19 protein-coding genes and 1 pseudogene are annotated in these 17910 nt (G+C 64.9%); 13 read left to right on the top strand and 7 right to left on the bottom strand.

All coding sequences use genetic code 11. From position 1 onward, the window contains the following. Positions 1–77: 77 nt before the first annotated feature. From B4N44_RS16130 to B4N44_RS16120, 3 genes are all read right to left on the bottom strand, one after another. The gene (locus B4N44_RS16130) at positions 78–1097 is read right to left on the bottom strand and encodes a hypothetical protein (protein WP_093036478.1); all 1020 of its coding nucleotides are present in this window, start codon (positions 1095–1097) and stop codon (positions 78–80) included. Positions 1098–1211: 114 nt separating this feature from the next. After that, on the bottom strand, positions 1212–1625 hold the full coding sequence (locus B4N44_RS16125) for a hypothetical protein (protein WP_139191973.1): 414 nt from the start codon (positions 1623–1625) through the stop codon (positions 1212–1214). 81 nt (positions 1626–1706) lie between these two features. Then, positions 1707–2048, bottom strand: a complete 342-nt coding sequence (locus tag B4N44_RS16120) for a hypothetical protein (protein WP_093036472.1) — start codon at positions 2046–2048, stop codon at positions 1707–1709. Between the two features lie 346 nt (positions 2049–2394). Between B4N44_RS16120 and B4N44_RS16115 the strand changes: the two genes are divergently transcribed. Both B4N44_RS16115 and B4N44_RS16110 read left to right on the top strand, forming a co-directional pair. Further along, a complete protein-coding gene (locus tag B4N44_RS16115; protein WP_093036469.1) occupies positions 2395–2634 on the top strand; it encodes a DUF433 domain-containing protein in 240 nt (79 codons plus the stop codon). After that, positions 2631–2987, top strand: coding sequence for a DUF5615 family PIN-like protein (locus B4N44_RS16110; protein ID WP_139191972.1), 357 nt, complete (start codon positions 2631–2633; stop codon positions 2985–2987). The genes B4N44_RS16115 and B4N44_RS16110 overlap by 4 nt, the downstream gene beginning before the upstream one ends. A gap of 104 nt (positions 2988–3091) precedes the next feature. Here the strand turns inward: B4N44_RS16110 and B4N44_RS16105 are convergent, their stop codons facing one another. Then, positions 3092–5320 (bottom strand): AAA family ATPase, encoded by a 2229-nt coding sequence (locus B4N44_RS16105; protein WP_093036463.1) that lies wholly within the window; start codon positions 5318–5320, stop codon positions 3092–3094. A gap of 228 nt (positions 5321–5548) precedes the next feature. Between B4N44_RS16105 and B4N44_RS16100 the strand changes: the two genes are divergently transcribed. Then, entirely contained in the window at positions 5549–6025 is a 477-nt protein-coding gene (locus B4N44_RS16100) for a chemotaxis protein CheB (protein WP_093036459.1), read from the top strand. 88 nt (positions 6026–6113) lie between these two features. Here the strand turns inward: B4N44_RS16100 and B4N44_RS16095 are convergent, their stop codons facing one another. The 3 genes from B4N44_RS16095 to B4N44_RS16085 form a co-directional block, all read right to left on the bottom strand. Next, complete coding sequence (locus tag B4N44_RS16095) at positions 6114–8117, bottom strand: transglutaminase TgpA family protein (protein ID WP_093036456.1); 2004 nt, start codon at positions 8115–8117, stop codon at positions 6114–6116. Then, positions 8080–9075: a DUF58 domain-containing protein gene (locus B4N44_RS16090; protein ID WP_093036453.1), complete on the bottom strand. Its 996-nt coding sequence runs from the start codon at positions 9073–9075 to the stop codon at positions 8080–8082. Before B4N44_RS16090 ends, B4N44_RS16095 begins: the two co-directional genes overlap by 38 nt. 113 nt (positions 9076–9188) lie before the next feature. Next, positions 9189–10136, bottom strand: coding sequence for an AAA family ATPase (locus tag B4N44_RS16085; RefSeq protein ID WP_296702961.1), 948 nt, complete (start codon positions 10134–10136; stop codon positions 9189–9191). 68 nt (positions 10137–10204) lie between these two features. On the opposite strand from B4N44_RS16085, the gene mnmG reads away from it, so the two are divergent. From mnmG to B4N44_RS19830, 10 genes and pseudogenes are all read left to right on the top strand, one after another. Further along, positions 10205–12079: a tRNA uridine-5-carboxymethylaminomethyl(34) synthesis enzyme MnmG gene (gene mnmG, locus B4N44_RS16080; protein WP_296702922.1), complete on the top strand. Its 1875-nt coding sequence runs from the start codon at positions 10205–10207 to the stop codon at positions 12077–12079. Continuing rightward, positions 12079–12744, top strand: coding sequence for a 16S rRNA (guanine(527)-N(7))-methyltransferase RsmG (gene rsmG, locus B4N44_RS16075; RefSeq protein ID WP_296702919.1), 666 nt, complete (start codon positions 12079–12081; stop codon positions 12742–12744). Before mnmG ends, rsmG begins: the two co-directional genes overlap by 1 nt. A gap of 7 nt (positions 12745–12751) precedes the next feature. Next, the gene (locus tag B4N44_RS16070; protein ID WP_296702958.1) at positions 12752–13540 is read left to right on the top strand and encodes a ParA family protein; all 789 of its coding nucleotides are present in this window, start codon (positions 12752–12754) and stop codon (positions 13538–13540) included. Between the two features lie 11 nt (positions 13541–13551). Continuing rightward, positions 13552–14481 (top strand): ParB/RepB/Spo0J family partition protein, encoded by a 930-nt coding sequence (locus B4N44_RS16065; RefSeq protein ID WP_296702917.1) that lies wholly within the window; start codon positions 13552–13554, stop codon positions 14479–14481. Positions 14482–14657: 176 nt separating this feature from the next. Beyond that, positions 14658–15038: an ATP synthase subunit I gene (locus B4N44_RS16060; RefSeq protein WP_296702914.1), complete on the top strand. Its 381-nt coding sequence runs from the start codon at positions 14658–14660 to the stop codon at positions 15036–15038. A 10-nt stretch (positions 15039–15048) separates the two neighbouring features. Next, positions 15049–15918, top strand: a complete 870-nt coding sequence (gene atpB / locus B4N44_RS16055) for a F0F1 ATP synthase subunit A (protein WP_296702911.1) — start codon at positions 15049–15051, stop codon at positions 15916–15918. Positions 15919–15961: 43 nt separating this feature from the next. Beyond that, entirely contained in the window at positions 15962–16213 is a 252-nt protein-coding gene (gene atpE / locus B4N44_RS16050; protein WP_007193473.1) for a F0F1 ATP synthase subunit C, read from the top strand. Between the two features lie 80 nt (positions 16214–16293). Further along, positions 16294–16764: a F0F1 ATP synthase subunit B gene (locus tag B4N44_RS16045; RefSeq protein WP_296702904.1), complete on the top strand. Its 471-nt coding sequence runs from the start codon at positions 16294–16296 to the stop codon at positions 16762–16764. Positions 16765–16773: 9 nt separating this feature from the next. After that, positions 16774–17313, top strand: a complete 540-nt coding sequence (locus tag B4N44_RS16040; protein ID WP_296702901.1) for a F0F1 ATP synthase subunit delta — start codon at positions 16774–16776, stop codon at positions 17311–17313. Positions 17314–17326: 13 nt separating this feature from the next. Then, positions 17327–17910, top strand: a pseudogene (locus B4N44_RS19830) (F0F1 ATP synthase subunit alpha); the annotation flags it as partial.

The following is a 17910-nucleotide window of genomic DNA, read 5'->3' as shown; positions in this document are numbered from 1 at the left end:
TGGGCAGGGTCGAGGCGCGATTCTCGGCCGGTCGCATCAGGTGCCGGGTCGTCCGGGGATGGTCTCCCCCGACACCGTTACGCCGATGTGATCTGCGGCGGTAGCGGCTGCGTGATGTGCTTGAGAATGGCCTTGCCGCTGTCGACATCGAGGCCGAACAGGGTGCTCATGAAGACGTGGTTGATGCCGGTGATCTGTTTGATCGCCTGCGCAGCCAAGGGCGGCGAGACCGTCCGAAAACGGCGCAGTCTCATCGCGTACTCCTCGTCGGGATGTTCCGCGCGACCTTGGTAGGGCGATTTGATCAGCGACCCGTCCGCCTCGCCGACGGCGACGATGCCGACCCCGGATTGATAGAGAAAGACCATGTCGCCGCGTGCCAACCGCTCGATCTTGAACTTCCAGGGATCGAAATAGGCCGCGGCTTTCCGGCTCGCCAGCATGTCATCGTGGTCTCGGGGGCTGTTCTTGAAATTCGTGTTGAGAACGTAGTAGCCCTCGGCGATATCCTCGTAAGGGTTGTCGCAAACCCTGAAGGGCGACATCTCGAGCAACATCTCGTCCGGGATACCGGCATAGATACGATAGACCCATGGACGGACATCCAACCCGCTCGCGCGCCAATACCGGACGGCCTCGCGGGTTCGATAATCCAAGCCGTTGGTCATGACGACAAAGACCTGCTTGCGGTTGAAGGCATCTTCCGCAAGGTCGACCTCGAATTTGGCGCGATGTGCCGTCTTGAGCGATTGGGATGGATCGGTGGACGTCTTGAACCAGACATCCAGCTCGGCGTATCCCATGCTCCCGAAGCGCTGACCGTAACGGAGCACCTGCAGGAGGTTCGATGCCTGCGACTCCCACGCCTTCAGCTCGAAGATAAAGAGCTGGCCCTCGCGGTCGATGGCCATCAGATCAGGCTCTTCCTGCCATGCGCGGGACTGCATCAGCAGGAGCAGCTCGTCATCGGGAAAGAGACGATCCAGCGAGCGAAAGAGGATCCCTTGCAGCGCCCGCTCGTCGAGCCCGAACGACTGCAGACGCAGGGTCCGCCGCTTGTCCGTCTCGCCGGTCTCGGGGTTGATGCTCAAGAGCATGTCGTGACTCCTTGATGAAGGTGCCGAACACCGTCGCGACCTTGCAGGACACCGAGATCGCCGATGGATCTCGCTACATGTCCTGCGAGGTGCTGCAACGATATCCTTCGTATTTCACACCGGTAGCGGTGCGACCCAGCCGCCGGCGCCGATCAGATAGACTTCGATGCGCACGCCGTCGTGCTTGATGGTCTCGATGTTGGCGCGCCATTTTTCGTAGTGGTCATGCCACCACGCATCGAGGATCAGCACCGCGTGTCGGGTCGTTCCAGGACAGCGTCCCTGGAGGTGACGGATCATTTCTTCCAGAATTTGGGCGCAGTTCTCATGACCCTTGCCCTTGCGCAATTGACCGTGCAAGGCAACGAAAAGCGCGAGTTGATGGCAGCGGTCGCCGGGCACGCCGGGGTAGCAGTTGATCTCGCCGAATTGCGAGCGAGCGATTTCGCGGATTTGTTCGACTGTCAACCCGCCATCCGCGGCAGCTTCGGCGATGCGCTGGGCGAGCGTTAGGAATTCCATACTCATCGATGATTGCTCCTCAAGTGTGTTCTTACGTGCCTACCCGCTCGAGCGCTGCGACCGGACTGACTCTCGGGCTCGATCAACCTAACCGTTTGCCACGACGACAAAGACCTGCTTGCGGTTGAACGCCTCTTCCGGGAGCTCGACCTCGAATTTCGCCCGATGTGCCCTCTTGAGCGATCGGGACGGATCGGTGGACGTCTTGAACCAGACATCCAGCTCGGCGTATCCCATGCTGCCGAAGAGCTGACCGTAACGGAGCACCTGCAGGAGGTTCGATGCCTGCGATTCCCACGCCTTCAGCTCGAAGATAAAGAGCCGGCCCTCGCGGTCGATGGCCATCAGATCAGGCTCTTCCTGCCATGCGCGGGACTGCATCAGCAGGAGCAGCTCGTCATCGGGAAAGAGGCGGTCCAGCGAGCGCAAGAGGATCCCCTACAGCGGCCGCTCATCGAGCCCGAACGACTGCAGACGCAGGGTCCGCCGCTTGTCTGTAGCGCCGGTCTCGGGGTTGATGCTCAAGAGCATTGTCGTGACTCCTTATGATGCTGCCGACCGGCGTCATAACCTTGCAGGACACCGGGGTCGGCGACGGATCTCGATACGTGTCCTGCGAGGTGCTGCAACGATATCCTTCGTATGCGACACTGCGCGTCGTACTCCTAACAAGTTCCTGGCGACCAACGGGTATCGCTATCCATCGGCGAGATCTGTTGACAAAGACCTGCGTTCATCAGCCCAATTGGGCATGATTTTCAGGGTGGGAGACATCATGAGCTACCTTGCGCATTTCGACGCCAAACCGGATATCTGCGGCGGTGAAACCGTGATTCGCGGAACACGCGTTACGCTTCGGACTCTGCTGGCGAGCCTGGCCGACGGCGACAGTATCGCCCAAGTCCTGGCCGCTTATCCGACGATATCCGAAGAGGATCTTCAGGCTGTGATTGCATTTGCAGCGGCTTCGGCGGAGGAGGATCTGCCGATTCCGGCGATCCCGAAGGTTGCGTGAAGATCAAGCTGGATGAAAACATCCCCTCCACTTTGATGGCGGACCTGTCAGCCTTGGGGCATGACATCGATTCCGTCGTTGATGAGGGTTTGATGGGCCATTCCGATCCGGATGTTTGGGCTGGCGCTCAGAGCAGCGGTCGTTTCCTGATCACTCAGGATCTCGATTTTTCCGACGTGAGGCGGTTTAAGCCAGGCACTCATCATGGAATTCTGCTGATACGCATGAAGCAACCGGGACGCCGCGCCGTCATGAATCGAGTCCTGTCGCTGTTTAATGGCCACGATCTCGGTTCTTGGCGAGGCTGTTTTGTTGTGGCCACCGAGGTCAAGGTACGCGTTCATCGTCCGTGACCGTTCGGTCGACTTGACGTTCCATGCACTGAACCACACCGCCGAAGCGGATCCCGCCCAGATCCGCTTCGGCGCCGACCGGAGCGAGTCGACCCCCTCCGGGATCACGCCGCCCTGACCATCTCCTCTCCCTTCAACCGACACTCCGCGATCAGCCGGCGCAGGAACTGCTCCGGTGTCGGGGTCTCGCCGAGCAGCTCACGCTGGCGGCAGACCGTGGCGAAGTCACCGGGTGTCAGGCTCTCCAGCGCCGTTAGATGCCGCGCGATCTCCGGCGGGACCGGGGCTGTGGCGTCGCCGAGCGCCTCGCGGGCGAACAGGGCGAGGCGCTGGGCCGGCTTCAATGCACGGAAGTGCAGCTTGAAGTCGAACCGCCGCAGCGCCGCGGCATCGATGCCCGACATCAGGTTCGTTGCCGCGATGAAGATGCCGGGAAAGCCTTCCATCTGCTGCAACAGCTCGTTCACCTGCGTACGCTCCCAGCCGTGGCGGGCCGCTCGTCGGTCGGCGAGGAAGCTGTCGACCTCGTCGAGCAGCAGGACCGTGTGCGCCGGGTCGCACGCGCGAAACAGCCGAGCCAGGTTCTGCTCGGTCTCCCCGACATAGGGCGAGACCAAGTCGGAGGCCTGCCGCGCCACCAGCTCGCGGTCGAGCGCCTCGGCCAGCACCTCGGCAAAGGCGGTCTTGCCGGTCCCCGGCGGACCGTAGAAGCACAGGCTGCCGTGCCCCCGTTCGGCCAGCGCGCGGGCGATCGCGCCCGGCGTGATGTCGCCGGCCAGATTCAGATAGGCGACGTCGAACGCCGTACCCGTCCGGCGTCGGCGCGGCCCCGGTGCCCCGTGCAGGAGGCTGCGCAGCGCCCCGATGCCGTCGCGCACGGTCTGCTCGGCCGGCGCCTCCGGGTGCAGGTCGAGCAGACGGCGGGCCGCGCCCAGCTGCGCCGGGGCCAGGGCGGTGTCCGTCGCCAGCTCGTCGAGCAGCGTCGGCGGCAGTGCCGCGTCCCCGAGATGGCACTCGGCCATCCGGCGCCGGACCGACCGCGGCGGGGTCTTGAAGGCAACCGGCAGCAGGAAGCGGCGCAGGAAGGCCGGATCCATCCCCTCGGTGCGATTGGTGATCCAGATCGCCGGCACCGCGTTCTCCTCGAGGATGCGATTCATTCGGCCCTTCTGCCGACCCGCGCTCTGCCGCCCGCCCAGCAACGCGAGCAGGCCGCCGCCCTCGTCGAACACGTCCTCGACCTCGTCGAAGATCAGCACCGCGCCGCCGCGTCGCCCGAGCAGGCGCTGCGCGACCAGATAGGCCGACAGACGCCCGTCGCGATTCAGCCCGTCATCGTCCTCGTCGGCGCTGCGCACCTGATAGGCCCGCAGCCCGCACGCCGCGACCAGGGCACGCGCCAGCTCGGTCTTGCCGGTGCCGGGCGCGCCGTAGAAGAGCGCGTTCACGCCGACCGCCCCGGTGGCCGCGGCGCGGCCCAGGGTCGCGCTCAGGCGAACGCTCTCGGCGACCAGATGCGGGAAGGCATCCAGTCGCCAGGCACCGACGGGCGCCGGCTCGATCAGGAGCGCAAGCAGCGCCTCGCTGTCCTGCGGCGCGGCATCGAGCACGTCGCGCAGGAGGCTTTGCGGGGCTAGGTAGTCCTCCAGATCGGCCTGGTGACGGGTCTCCCGGTCGACCAACCCGAGGCTGCGCAGCGGGGCGCGCTTGGCCAAGGCCTCGCGCACGGCACTCCGATCGAGCCCCAGAACCCCGGCCAAGCGCTCCAGATTGGTCCGCCCGCCGCTTCGGCTGCCCGCGCGCAAGACACTGCGCAGCGCCTCGGACTGCTCGCGCTGCTCCAGGAAATCGAGCACGCAGAGACTGGCCTCGTCGAGCCCGAGAACCTCGCCGAGCAAGGCGATGGTCGTCGAGACCGGCGTCCGCCCGTCGGCCTTGGCCAGACGCGTCAAGACAGCGCGCGGCAGCGACTTCAAGAAGCCTTTGGCCCGATCCTGCTGGCGGTGATCCAGCGGCGGATCCTCGTCGCTCGGCCACTCGCGGCGGTACTGCTTCTTGAGCACGTTGAGCAGGTTCGACCCGCCTCGGATGTCGGCATCTTCGTCCGGCGACCCTTCGTCAACCGGCGGCAGCCAGCCCGCCACGGCCTCGGGATCAAGCAGCGGAAGGGTCAACCGCCACATCGACTCGAGGGCGTCGTCGTTCCTCAAGGCGACGCGTGCGGCCGGGAAGCTGTCGAGCCACTGCAGGGCAAAACGGGCGAGACGGCGCTCGGCGGCCGGGACGACGCCGAAGTCACGACGCCACAGGGTGAGATGCGAATGCTGGCTCATATTTTCGTTGCTCTCTCTGCCAAGGTTGAAGACGTCGACCGTCGTCGGGCCTGTGCGGATCCCGCGATGACTCTGCGGCGGGTCCGCAGCTCGATGGCCTTCGGGTCTCGGGCATCCGGTGACCGGCGGCTCTCGATCGGTCAAACGAGAAACCCCGTTTACGGCGTTTTGCGGCGAGCGGTTTTTCTAGCGGAGTGGATCCGGCGAAGGGCGCATTGGATCATCCGGATGCGACACTGCCTGTCGGATGTGCATCGCGACGGACCGATCTGCGCACTCGAACCAACGCGCCTCGCGGCTTACATTCTCGGTCACGAGTTCCGTCTCGAGCCGATCTCGAAGCCGAGAGGCTGGCTCGACGCGATTACGGTCTTTCGGCGTTCACTGACCGAGGATTGGAACGGCCAGCTGATCGCCGTGATCGTCTCCGGCTACGATGGCGATGGTGCGGCGGCACTTTGCGGCATCAAGGACGTTGGAGGGATCACCATCGCGCAGGCGCTCGAAACCGCCCTGCAGCCGGACATGCCCGAGAGCGCCATCGCCAGCGGGTGCATCGATTTCGTTCTCTCGCCGGAAGAGATCGCGTTGAAGATCGCCGGCATTGCGCGCGGAGAACTTAGTAACGGTTCAGAAACGACTGAGCCATTCTGGTTCTTTCTCCCCCTCTCCCCAACCCCTCTCCCGCGAGGGGAGAGGGGCTAAGATGGGTCGCTTGTTATTGAACGGCTCCTTAGTGCGTTCGGGGAAACCTCGTGCCGTCGCGAGTCGCGAGTCGCGATCTCGGACTCCTTCAACCCCGACGGGCACGCGGTGATCGGGGCCGAAAGTCGCGCAGCAGATCGGCGAGTGCGGTCAGGGTCTCGCGCGGATCCCCCGGTCCGTACCGCGCAGGGATATATAGATCCATGAAGCGCTCGACCATGGGTGCGAGGTCCGGACGTTGCGCGACGACGCGTCCGGCATAGTCCACGGGGCCCTCGTTCGGCAGGCGATCGATCCCGATCCCGGTGAGGCGTTTGCAGAAGCGGGCGTATTCGGCTTGAAGCGGGTCGAGCGGTTTACGCTCGCGAATCGAGGCGAGCACCAGGATCCCGAGGGTGAGGCCGAGTGCGGCGAGCATCAGTGCGACCAGCCCGTACTCGCGCAGCTCGCCCAGCCGAAGCCGTTGCAGCAGGGCTAGTTGATCCTCGACCGAGAAGCCCAGGACCCAATCCTGCCAGGCCGCATCCAGGCTGTCGGCGAAGAGGCGCATGTTGCGCGCGAAACGGGCGATGGCGTCGGCTTGTTCCAGGGTGAAGCGCACCGAAGGGCCCGCGCCCAGCATGCGCGAGGCCCCGCTGTTGTCGACGCGAGAGGGATCGACCGCCGCGGTTGGATCGACCCGCACCCAGCCGCGCCCCTCGATCAGCACCTCGACCCAGGCATGAGCGTCGGACTGCCAGACCATGTGATAGCCGCCGACGCGGTTGAGCTCGCCCCCGAGATAGCCGAGGACGATTCGCGATGGGATGCCGGCCATGCGCATCAAGACGGCAAAGCTACTGGCGTAGTGCTCGCAGAATCCACGTTGGGTCTCGAAGAGGAACTCGTCGGTCGGGTTCGCGCCGAGGCGCGGCGGCATCAGGGTGTAATGGAAGGATTCGCGGTTGAAGAACTGCAGCCCGGCTTGCACCAGCGCCCAATCGTTCTCCGATCGGCTGCGCCACTCCTCGACCAGCCGGCGCATCCGCGGCGTCACGTTGTCCGGGACCTGCAGTCCGGCGGCAAGGCGTGCCGGATCCGGGGCGGCGGTGCGATAGTCGAGCGCGGAGGTCACCCGGTAGCGCTTGACTGCGCTGACGACCTGGCGCGCGATCAGTTGATGATCCGGACTGACAAAGGCCCCGTCCGGGATGCTGTTCGGCATGTCCAGCGCGAAGAGCCAGCGCTGATCGGTCGGCTCCAGGGTCACCTCGTAGTCGATCGGGCGCGCCGCCTCCAAGAGTGTGCCGGCCGGGTCGATGCTCGCGATGTCCTTCCCGACCGACCAGCGGCGCCCGTCGGTCTCCCAGAGGACGGGGCCGCGCCAATAGAGCTGATCGGCAGCGGGCGGCGTGCCGTCGAAACGGGCGCGAAACGCCAGCTCCCCGTTGAGCACGAGCTCGCTGATCGCGCCCGGCTCGAGGCTGTCCGAGATCCCGGTCGTGGCCTTGCTCGGGTCCAGGCCCAGACTCCACAGCGGGGCACTCAGACGCGGAAACAGCAGGAAGAGGATGAGTGTCAGCGGAAGGGCCTGGAGCGAGAGCCTGACGGCGACCGCGACGGCACTGCGCCGTCGCGCCTCCCCGAGCCCGCCGTTCAGATCCACCAGCAGGGCGATGCCGCCCAAGACCACGGCAGCCAGATAGAGCACCAACCAAGGCGATTGGTCGAACAGGAACTCGACGACCACCAGAAACCCGATCAGGGTCGCGACCAGGCGGATGTCCGACTTGCGCCGCAGCTCCATGAGCTTGAGCACCAGCATGGAGACGAAGAGCGCCGTGCCCGCGTTCTGGCCCGACCAGCCCTGATAGGTGACCGCCGCGTTGGCGACGCCGATCAGGGTCAAGGCCGCCAACGGCCAGGTGCCCGGAAGGACCGCCGGCCAGCGCAGCGACGCAAGACGGATCGCGAAGAGCAGCCCGACAAAGGCGCTGATCTGCAGCGCGAGATGCCCCGCGAGCGGGACATAGGCCGCGATCAGGACCAGCGTGACCCAGAGGATCTGGGTCCGCTCAGGCCGCTCGTTGGAGGGGATCGTTCGCTTGGACATGATCGTAAAGCGCCAGATGTGTCAGGCAGCGTTGGAGATGGCCGTCGCCTCGCCCCGGGGCCTCTTCGAGACCGGGCAGTCGCAAGCCGAAGCGGACCCGGGCTTCGGCCGCGTCGAGGACCTGGCGCGTCAGCAGACTGATCCTGGTTTCCGGATCCGTCGCGGTCAGTCCGGCCCAATCGATCCAGACCTCCTGCCCTTGATCCCCTCCGAATTGCTTCACGACGAGCCCACGCTCGCGCGCGTACGCCTTCCAATCAATCTGTCCGGGTGAATCGCCGTCGCGGTATGGTCGCGGTCCCAGATAATCCTCCATCCCCTCGGGTCCTTGCCGGGGGCGCGGCTCGGTGTCGCCCGCCGCGGATCCGGGCTCTGGCGCGACCTGAGCCGGCTGCGGATAGACCAAGGTCGTCGCATCGGTCTGCACATAGCACCAGGCGCGAAAGAGGTGCAGCGGGTAGCGCGTCTCGACCGTCACCTCGTCGAGCACCGACAGGCCGCGTCGCAGTGTCGGGCGAGCGATGCGGATCGTGCCGCAGTCACCGCCCGGGATCGCGATCGCCTGATGTCGCATCTCGCCCGCCGGAATCCCGATGTCGTAGCGCGCCCGCTTCCCGTCGGTGCCGACGACGACCTCGAAAGCGGCATCGTCCCCGACGAAGACCGGCGGGCCGCCGCGAGCCTGAACCGAAAGCCCGAGCAGATTGAACCAGGTGTGGTGCATGGCCACGAGCGCGACGGAGGCGAGAAAAAAGGTAAAGAGCAGCCCCAGGTTGTTCTGATAATTGAGCGAGCCGAGCAGCATGACGAAGAGCACCGCACCGAAACGCAGCCCGTTTCCCGTCGGCAGGATATAGATCTGACGACGCCCGACCCGCGCAACCCCGTCGCCCCCACGCGCCACCCGGCGAAACAAGCTACCGAGCCGTCTAGCCTTAAAGCGCGTCCAGTCGAACATGCGTGATCCTCACCCAAAAAATCCTCGCTTAAGCGGCGTCAACCGCGACGGTGATGGGTAGCGCCCCAGCGGTCGCCTGTACTCCCGCGGTTGTAGGTGCCGCCGAACGCAGCTTAAGCGAGCGCGACACGATCGAGGATCGCACTCACCACAGCCTCCTCGTCGAGCCGCCCCCCATACTCCGAGGCCGCCAATCGATGCACGACGCAGGAGGGCAGGACGGCCTGGATGTCCTCCGGAATCACGTAATCGCGGTCGGAAAGCAGCGCCCAGGCCTTGGCCGCGCGCAGCATCCCGAGCCCCGCGCGCGGGGAGAGCCCGTGCAGGAACCGCTCGCTGCTGCGCGTGAGCGCAAGGATGGCATGGACATACTCGATGATGGCGGGAGCGGCGTGGACCTCGACGACCTTCTGTTGCAACGCCATCAACTGCCCGCCGATCAGGACTGGCTGTTGACGCGCGACCATGGTGCGCCGATCCTCTCCCGCCAGCAGGGCCTTCTCCTGCTCGGCCGCAGGATAGCCGAGTCGAATCCGCATCAGGAACCGATCCAACTGGGACTCGGGCAGCGGAAAGGTCCCGACCTGAAAGAGCGGGTTCTGGGTCGCAATCACGAAGAAGGGCTCGGGCAGGGGTCGGGTCTCGCCCTCGACCGTCACCTGGCGCTCCTCCATCGCCTCCAGGAGCGCACTCTGCGCCTTGGGAGTGGCCCGGTTGATCTCGTCTGCGAGCACCAGCTGGGAGAAGACGGGTCCGGGATGGAAGCGAAACGACTCGGCGGCCCGATCGTAGACCGACACCCCGATCACGTCCGCGGGCAGCAGATCGCTCGTGAACTGGATTCGGGCGTACTCCAGGCCGAGCAGGCGTGCGAGCAGGTGCGCCAGGGTGGTCTTGCCCACGCCGGGCACATCCTCGATCAGGAGATGACCGCGCGCCATTAGACAGGCCAAAGCGAGCCGAAGCTCATGGTCTTTGCCGAGGATCACGGCCCGCGCGGCCTCGAGCACGCGCTCCCCGAGACTGGCCGACTCGTGCGGGACGCGCCGGGTCAGATGCATCGCCATAGGGGAATCCGTGCGGGCTTCTGGGTTAAACTGCGTGGTCTCATAGACTTGGGTTTCCCTTCATGATGGTCGGCGATCCTTACGACGTAGTGGTGGTGGGCGGCGGTCACGCGGGCACCGAGGCGGCGCTTGCGGCGGCCCGCTGCGGCCTGCGCACGCTCCTCCTGACCCAGAATATCGAAACGGTCGGCCAGATGAGCTGTAACCCGGCCATCGGGGGTATCGGCAAGGGCCATTTGGTCAAGGAGATCGACGCCCTGGGCGGGTTGATGGCCCGTGCGGCGGATCGCGGCGGCATCCAGTTTCGCATCCTCAATGCCAGCAAGGGTCCGGCGGTGCGGGCGACACGCGCCCAGGCCGATCGCATCCTCTACAAGGCTGCGGTGCGCTCGGCGGTCGAGAACCAGCCCGGACTCACACTCTTCCAACAGTCGGTCGAAGACCTGCTGATCGAGCAGGACCGGGTCGTCGGCGTCGAGACTCAGATGGGGTTGCGCTTTCGGGCACATGCGGTCGTGCTCACGGTCGGGACCTTCCTGGGCGGTCGCATCCATATCGGACTCTCCAACTATGAGGGTGGACGGGCCGGCGATCCACCGTCGAATGCCCTCTCGCGGCGCCTGCGCGAGCTGCCGTTTCGCGTCGAGCGGCTCAAGACGGGCACGCCGCCGCGCATCGACGGGCGGAGCATCGATTTCGCACGCCTGGCCGAGCAGCCCGGCGACGAGCCCGTGCCGGTCTTCTCCTACATGGGTAGCGCAAGCGATCATCCGCGCCAGGTGAGCTGTTACATCACCCATACCAACGCGCGGACCCACGAGATCATCCATTCGGGCCTCTCGCGCTCGCCGCTCTACACCGGCGTCATCGCCGGCGTCGGACCGCGCTATTGTCCCTCGATCGAGGACAAGGTGGTGCGCTTCGCCGAGAAGACGTCGCATCAGATCTTCGTCGAGCCCGAGGGGCTCGAGACCCATGAGGTCTATCCCAACGGCATCTCCACCAGCCTGCCTTTCGATATCCAGCAGGCACTGGTGCGCTCGATCGTCGGATTCGAGCAGGCCCATATCACCCGCCCGGGCTATGCGATCGAGTACGACTTCTTCGATCCGCGCGATCTGAAGCCCTCCTTGGAGACCCGCCATATCCAGGGTCTCTACTTCGCAGGCCAGATCAACGGAACGACCGGCTACGAGGAGGCTGCAGCGCAGGGCCTGCTGGCCGGGGTCAACGCGGCACTCCAGGTGCAGGGCCGCGACCCTTGGCTGCCGCGGCGCGACGAGGCCTATCTCGGCGTCATGGTCGACGATCTCATCACGCGCGGGACGGCCGAGCCCTACCGGATGTTCACCAGTCGCGCCGAATATCGGCTGATGCTGCGCGAGGACAACGCCGACCTGCGCCTGACCGAGTCGGGCCGACGGCTCGGCCTGGTCGGCGATGCGCAGTGGCGTCGTTTCGAGGACAAGCGCGAGGCGATCGAGCGCGAGCGCCAGCGCCTGCGCGAGACCTTCGTACGTCCCGAGCGGGTCGATCAGGCGCTCGCCGAGCGTATCCTCGGCGAGCCGCTGCGGCGCGAGGTGCGCGCCTCCGAGCTGCTCGCCCGCCCGAATGTCGGCTATGCCGGGGTTGCTGCACTTGCCGGCGATCCGCCCGAGCCTCTGCCCGCCGAGGTCACCGAGCAGCTCGAGATCCAGGCACGTTATCAGGGTTACATCGAGCGCCAACGCGACGAGATCGACCGTCATTGTGATCAGGACGCCCGAGCGCTGCCCGAGGATTTCGACTTCGATCAGGTGCGCGGTCTCTCGACCGAGGTGCGCGAGAAGCTCAATCGGGTGCGACCGCATACCCTGGGTCAGGCCGCACGTATCCCCGGCGTAACCCCGGCGGCGGTGTCGCTGCTGCTGATCCACCTCCGACGACGCTGCGCCTGATGACGACCGCACCCCTCGACGCGACCGAAGGCGCGCCGGCCTCGGACCTGTCCGATCGCCTGTCCCGAGGTGCAACCCAGCTGGGTCTCGCATTGGACGGCACTGCGCAAGAGCGCCTGCTGCATCTCATCGCCCTCCTGGCGCGCTGGAACCGGGCCTACAACCTGACCGCGGTGCGCGATCCGCTCGAGATGGTCTCCAGGCATCTGCTCGACAGCCTCGCGGTTGCGCCGTTTCTGTTCGGCGCGAGCGTCCTGGACCTCGGCACGGGCGCCGGTCTGCCCGGGCTGCCGCTGGCGATCGTCGAGCCGCAGCGTCGCTTTTGGCTGCTCGACAGCAACCAAAAGAAGCTGCGATTCGTCCGCCAGGCGGTCCTGGAGCTGCGGCTCGACAACGTCGAGACGGTCCATGCCCGGATGGAGACATACCGGCCGGGGCGAAACTTCAGTACCATAGCGAGTCGAGCCGTCGCGGCCGCCGATCTGCTCGGCGCCGCTCACCGGGATCTGCTGGCGCGTCCGGGCCGACTGCTTCTCATGAAGGGGCGCGACCTCGACGACGTCGCGCGCATGCAAGACCTGTCGCATGGGTCCGTGCACGTCCACCCGCTGCGTATCCCCTTCCTCGATGTCGAGCGCCACCTGATCGAGCTTCGGAGTGACTGAGTCCCCTATGGTCAACATCATCGCCATTGCCAACCAGAAGGGCGGCGTCGGCAAGACCACGACAGCGGTCAATCTGGCGGCCTCGCTGGCATCGCTCAAGCGGCGCGTCCTGCTGGTCGACCTCGACCCGCAGGGCAACGCCACCATGGGCTGCGGGGTCGACAAGCACAACCTCGCCAATTCGACCTGCGATCTGCTGCTCGGCGACGTGACCTTGGCCGACTGTCTGTGTCGTGTCGAGGACCCCGCGCCGGGCTTCGATCTACTGCCGGCCAACGGCGATCTGACCGCAGCCGAGATCGGACTGATCGACTCGCCGGACCGCGAACGTCGTTTCGCGCGGGTGCTGGCCGATGCGCGCGAGGACTACGAGCTGGTCATCGTCGATTGTCCGCCGTCGCTCAACATGCTCACGGTGAATGCCTTGGTTGCGGCCGGGGGCGTCCTGATCCCGATCCAGTGCGAGTATTACGCGCTGGAGGGCCTGTCGGCACTCATGGACACCATCGAGCAGATCCGCGCCAACCGCAATCCGGAGCTGCGCGTCGAGGGGATCCTGCGCACCATGCACGACCCGCGCAACAACCTCGCCAATCAGGTCTCGACCCAGCTCGTCACCCATTTCAAGGATCAGGTCTATCGCACCATCATCCCGCGCAACGTGCGTCTGGCCGAGGCACCCAGTCACGGTCTACCTGCCCTTCTCTATGATCCGGCGTCCAAGGGTGCAGTGGCCTATCTCGCGCTCGCCAGCGAGCTGCTGCGTCGTCGCGAGACGCGCAAGTCCGCGGCCTGAGGCGGGTGGCCATGGATAGCGAGCAGAAATCACCGCCGAAGAAGAAGGGGCTGGGTCGCGGGCTCGATGCACTGCTCGGCGCTGCACGTGCGCCGATGGTCGCGGTGTCGAGCCCGGATGAGGAGTCGTCCGCCCCCGAGGTCGGTGCGCAGGGGAGCGAGCGCATTACCCGCCTGCCCGTGGAGTGCATCCGGCCCGGACGCTACCAGCCCCGCCACGACTTCGACCCCGATGCCTTGCGCGAGCTCTCCGACTCGATCCTCGCCCAAGGTGTCATCCAGCCGATCGTGGTTCGCCAGTTGGCCGGGGAGAGCTACGAGATCATCGCCGGGGAGCGGCGCTGGCGAGCCTGCCAGCAGGCCGGTCTCGCCGAGATCCCGGTCGTGGTGCGGGAGGTCGACGAGCAGGCCGCACTTGCGATCGGACTCATCGAGAACATCCAGCGCGCTGATCTGAATCCGTTGGAAGAGGCCGGGGCGCTCGAGCGGTTGCTCAAGGAATTCAGCCTGACCCATCAGCAGATCGCCGATGCGCTGGGCAAGTCGCGCTCGATGGTGACCAACCTGCTGCGTTTGCTGGATCTCAACCCGGACGTCCGCGACTTTCTGGAGAAGGGACTGCTGGAGATGGGCCATGCCCGCGCACTGCTCGGTCTGCGGGGGCATGACCAGAGTACGACCGCGGCACAGGTGGTGCGGGGTGGACTCTCGGTGCGCGAGACCGAGCGCCTGGTGCGCCGGATCCAGCAATCCGGCGAGGCCCTCGTGGGCTCCGAGCACAAGCCCGATCTCGATCCCAACATCCGCAGGCTTCAGACCGATCTGACCGACAAGCTCGGGGCGCGGGTACAGATCCAGCAGGGCAATCGCGGTGCCGGCAAGCTCGTAATCGCCTACAACAGCCTCGACGAGCTCGACGGTATCCTGGCCCACATCAAGTGATTCGCTCCACCGCGTCTCCTGCAGACCCGAGTCGGCCACCGGGTTTATTGTTTTAATCAATCATGAGGATCGTTTCAGGCCGCTGCCGGAACGCCGACAGCGCGTTGACCCTATATGCGTAACCCCTTATACTGCGCGCCGGTGAGCGGTGTGCTCAACCAAACCATGACGATCTGATGCATCAACCGGACACGCTCCATGCCAAAAGGGTCCTGAAACTCCAGAGTCTCCTTGGCTTGGCCTCGGTGGTATTCGCCCTCCCGTTCGGCGTCTCGGTTGCCGTCTCGGTCCTGATCGGGGCCGGCTCTTGCCTGGCGGCCAATGCCTTATTCGCGGCCCTGGTCTTTCGCGGTTATCGCGCCCCGGAGCCCGCGCGCTTGGTTATGCGTATTTACGGTGCCGAGATCTTGAAGATCGTATTGATTCTAGGCTTGTTCACGATCGCCTTCGTGACCCTGGACGACCTTAACCTCCCGGTGTTGCTTGGCGCCTATCTCGCGGTCCAGGTCATCCCGACCCTGATTGCGGCTCAAACGCCCGAACGAACCACGAAGTGAGAGACGATCGATGGCTGCTTCCGAAACGCTCACCTCCCAGGCTTATATCCAGCACCATCTCACCAACCTGACGCTCGGCGTTCATCCCGAGCATGGTTTCGGTTTCGCGCATTCCAGTGCCGAGGCCGCCGAGATGGGATTCTGGGCGATCAACGTCGACACCATGTTCTTTTCGATCCTCCTCGGATATCTATTCATCTGGTTCTTCCGGCGCGTAGCCGAGCAGGTGACCGCCGGTGTACCGGGCGCGGCTCAGAATTTCGTGGAATGGATCGTCGATTTCGTCGAAGAGAATGTTCGGGGATCCTTCACAGCCAAGAATCCGCTGGTCGGACCTCTGGCGCTGACGATCTTCGCCTGGGTCTTCCTGATGAACCTGATGGACCTGATTCCGGTCGATCTGATTCCGTATCTTTTCGGTCAGTTCATGTCGTTGTTCGGTGCCGACCCGCATCATGTCTTTCTGCGCATCGTGCCGACGACCGATCCGAATGCCACCTTCGGCATGGCGCTGGTGGTTTTCGGTCTCGTGCTCTATTACAGCGTCAAGATGAAGGGCGTCGGGGGCTTCGCCGCCGAGCTGACCATGCAGCCATTCGGCAAATGGGGCATGCCTGCCAACCTTTTGCTCGAGGGCATCAGTCTCCTTTCGAAGCCACTCTCGCTGGCACTGCGTCTATTCGGCAACATGTATGCAGGCGAGATGATCTTCATCCTGATCGCGCTCCTCTACGGCAGCAGTATGGTACTGAACATCACCGGCGGCATGCTGCAGTTCGTCTGGGCCGTGTTCCATATCCTCATCATCACGCTGCAGGCGTTCATCTTCATGGTGTTGACCATCGTCTATCTCGACATGGCCCACCAGGAGCATCACTAAACCGTTTTTTCTGCTCTAACATCGTTAATTACTGGAGAGAATCATGGAACTCGAAGTCGCTAACCTGTTCGCCGACGTCATCAAGTTCATCGGTGCAGGCTTGATGCTGGGTCTCGGTGCGGTCGGCGCCGGCGTGGGTATCGGTATCCTGGGTGGGCGCTTTCTCGAAGGTGCAGCCCGCCAGCCCGAGCTGATCCCGATGCTCCGCACCCAATTCTTTATCGTCATGGGTCTGGTCGACGCGCTGCCCGTCATCGCGATCGCCATGGGTCTGTTCGTGATGTTCGCTGCCTGACACCCATCCCACTTCGCCGGGGTCGAGGCTCCTGGCCCTGTTCCCGGACGCGGTATGAGGCATAGGCACGAGGCAACGCTATGAATATCAATCTGACCCTGTTTGCCCAGATGATCGCCTTCGCGGTGTTCGTCGGGTTCTGCATGAAGTTTATCTGGCCGCCGATCGTTACGGCCCTGGCCGAGCGCAAGGCGAAGATCGCCGAAGGCCTCGCCGCGGCCGAGCGCGGTCATCAAGAAAAGGCGCTCGGGGAGCAGCGTGCCCTCGTCCTCATCAAGGACGCCAAGGCCGCCGCGGCCGATATCGTCGCGCAGGCTCAGAAGCGGGCAACCGAGATCGTCGAGGAGGCTAAGGCCGACGCGCGCAGCGAGAGCGGTCGTGTCGTTGCGGCCGCACAAGCCGAGATCGACCGGGAGACCAACCGTGCCCGCGAAGAGCTTCGCGAGCGGGTCGCGACACTTGCCGTCGCCGCCGCCGAGAAGATCCTCCAGAAGGAGATCGACATCAAGGCGCACCAGGGCCTCGTCGAATCGTTCGCCAAGCAGCTTTAAGGACCACCCATGGCCGGAGACATCACCACCATCGCGCGGCCTTACGCAGAGGCCGTGTTCGAGCGCGCGAAAGAGGTTGGTCAGTTGGACGCTTGGTCGCAGGCTCTCGAGATGCTCTCGGCCGTCGTGGGCGATCCCCAGATGGCCGAGCAGATCGCCAACCCGAACGTGCCCCGCGAGCGCATCCGCGACATTATCCTCGAGGTCTGCGGTGATGATCTCCTGCCCGAGGCATCCAACCTCCTGGGGTTGCTGACCGAGAACGCCAGGCTTGCGGCATTGCCCGAGATCAGACGCCTCTTCGAGGCGAGCCGCACTGCCGACCAAGGCGTGCGCCACGTCCTGATTCGCAGCGCATTCGACGTGAGCGAGTCCGAGCAGGCGGCGGTTTCCGCCGCACTCGCGAAGCGCTTCGGCGGGCAGGTCGAGGTCACCGTCGAGACCGACAGCGCCCTGATCGGCGGGATCGAGATTCGCGCCGGGGACCTCGTCATCGACGACTCGGTCCGCGGCAAGCTCAAGCAACTGGCTCACGCATTGCAATTCTGAACGGGACACCGCCATGCAACTGAATCCTTCCGAGATCAGCGATCTCATCAAACAAAAGATCGAGAAGCTCGATCTTCAGACCGAGGCGCGGACCGAAGGCACCATCGTCAGCTTGACCGACGGTATCGTGCGCGTGCACGGNNAACCTCGAGCGCGACTCGGTCGGCGCGGTGGTCCTGGGTGAGTACACCCATTTGTCCGAAGGCGATTGGGTGCGCTGCACGGGACGCGTCCTCGAGGTGCCGGTCGGCGAGGGGTTGCTCGGACGCGTCGTGGATGCGCTGGGCAATCCGATCGACGGCAAGGGTCCGATTCAGGCATCGGGCACCTCCCCGATCGAGAAGGTCGCCCCCGGTGTCATCGCCCGTCAATCGGTCGACGAGCCGGTTCAGACCGGTCTGAAGGCCATCGATGCGATGGTTCCGGTCGGCCGCGGCCAGCGCGAGCTGATCATCGGCGANNCCAGACCGGCAAGACCGCGGTTGCCGTGGATGCCATCATCAACCAGAAAGGCACCGGCGTTAAGTGTATCTACGTCGCGATCGGGCAGAAGAACTCCTCGATTGCCTCGCTGGTGCGCAAGCTCGAAGAGCACGG

The organism is Thiocapsa sp. UBA6158 (genome assembly GCF_002423035.1).
Lineage (GTDB): Bacteria > Pseudomonadota > Gammaproteobacteria > Chromatiales > Chromatiaceae > Thiocapsa.
The sequence above is the reverse complement of the archived record's forward strand: the minus strand, read 5'-3'. Positions and strand labels throughout refer to the sequence as shown.

Coding starts and splice junctions, on each gene's coding strand:
- B4N44_RS16130 (WP_093036478.1), bottom strand. CDS start 1,097: ATGCTCTTGAGCATCAACCCCGAGACCGGCGAGACGGACAAGCGGCGG.
- B4N44_RS16125 (WP_139191973.1), bottom strand. CDS start 1,625: ATGAGTATGGAATTCCTAACGCTCGCCCAGCGCATCGCCGAAGCTGCC.
- B4N44_RS16115 (WP_093036469.1), top strand. CDS start 2,395: ATGAGCTACCTTGCGCATTTCGACGCCAAACCGGATATCTGCGGCGGT.
- B4N44_RS16105 (WP_093036463.1), bottom strand. CDS start 5,320: ATGAGCCAGCATTCGCATCTCACCCTGTGGCGTCGTGACTTCGGCGTC.
- B4N44_RS16100 (WP_093036459.1), top strand. CDS start 5,549: ATGCGACACTGCCTGTCGGATGTGCATCGCGACGGACCGATCTGCGCA.
- B4N44_RS16095 (WP_093036456.1), bottom strand. CDS start 8,117: ATGTCCAAGCGAACGATCCCCTCCAACGAGCGGCCTGAGCGGACCCAG.
- B4N44_RS16090 (WP_093036453.1), bottom strand. CDS start 9,075: ATGTTCGACTGGACGCGCTTTAAGGCTAGACGGCTCGGTAGCTTGTTT.
- B4N44_RS16085 (WP_296702961.1), bottom strand. CDS start 10,136: ATGCATCTGACCCGGCGCGTCCCGCACGAGTCGGCCAGTCTCGGGGAG.
- mnmG (WP_296702922.1), top strand. CDS start 10,205: ATGATGGTCGGCGATCCTTACGACGTAGTGGTGGTGGGCGGCGGTCAC.
- rsmG (WP_296702919.1), top strand. CDS start 12,079: ATGACGACCGCACCCCTCGACGCGACCGAAGGCGCGCCGGCCTCGGAC.
- B4N44_RS16070 (WP_296702958.1), top strand. CDS start 12,752: ATGGTCAACATCATCGCCATTGCCAACCAGAAGGGCGGCGTCGGCAAG.
- B4N44_RS16065 (WP_296702917.1), top strand. CDS start 13,552: ATGGATAGCGAGCAGAAATCACCGCCGAAGAAGAAGGGGCTGGGTCGC.
- B4N44_RS16060 (WP_296702914.1), top strand. CDS start 14,658: ATGCATCAACCGGACACGCTCCATGCCAAAAGGGTCCTGAAACTCCAG.
- atpB (WP_296702911.1), top strand. CDS start 15,049: ATGGCTGCTTCCGAAACGCTCACCTCCCAGGCTTATATCCAGCACCAT.
- atpE (WP_007193473.1), top strand. CDS start 15,962: ATGGAACTCGAAGTCGCTAACCTGTTCGCCGACGTCATCAAGTTCATC.
- B4N44_RS16045 (WP_296702904.1), top strand. CDS start 16,294: ATGAATATCAATCTGACCCTGTTTGCCCAGATGATCGCCTTCGCGGTG.
- B4N44_RS16040 (WP_296702901.1), top strand. CDS start 16,774: ATGGCCGGAGACATCACCACCATCGCGCGGCCTTACGCAGAGGCCGTG.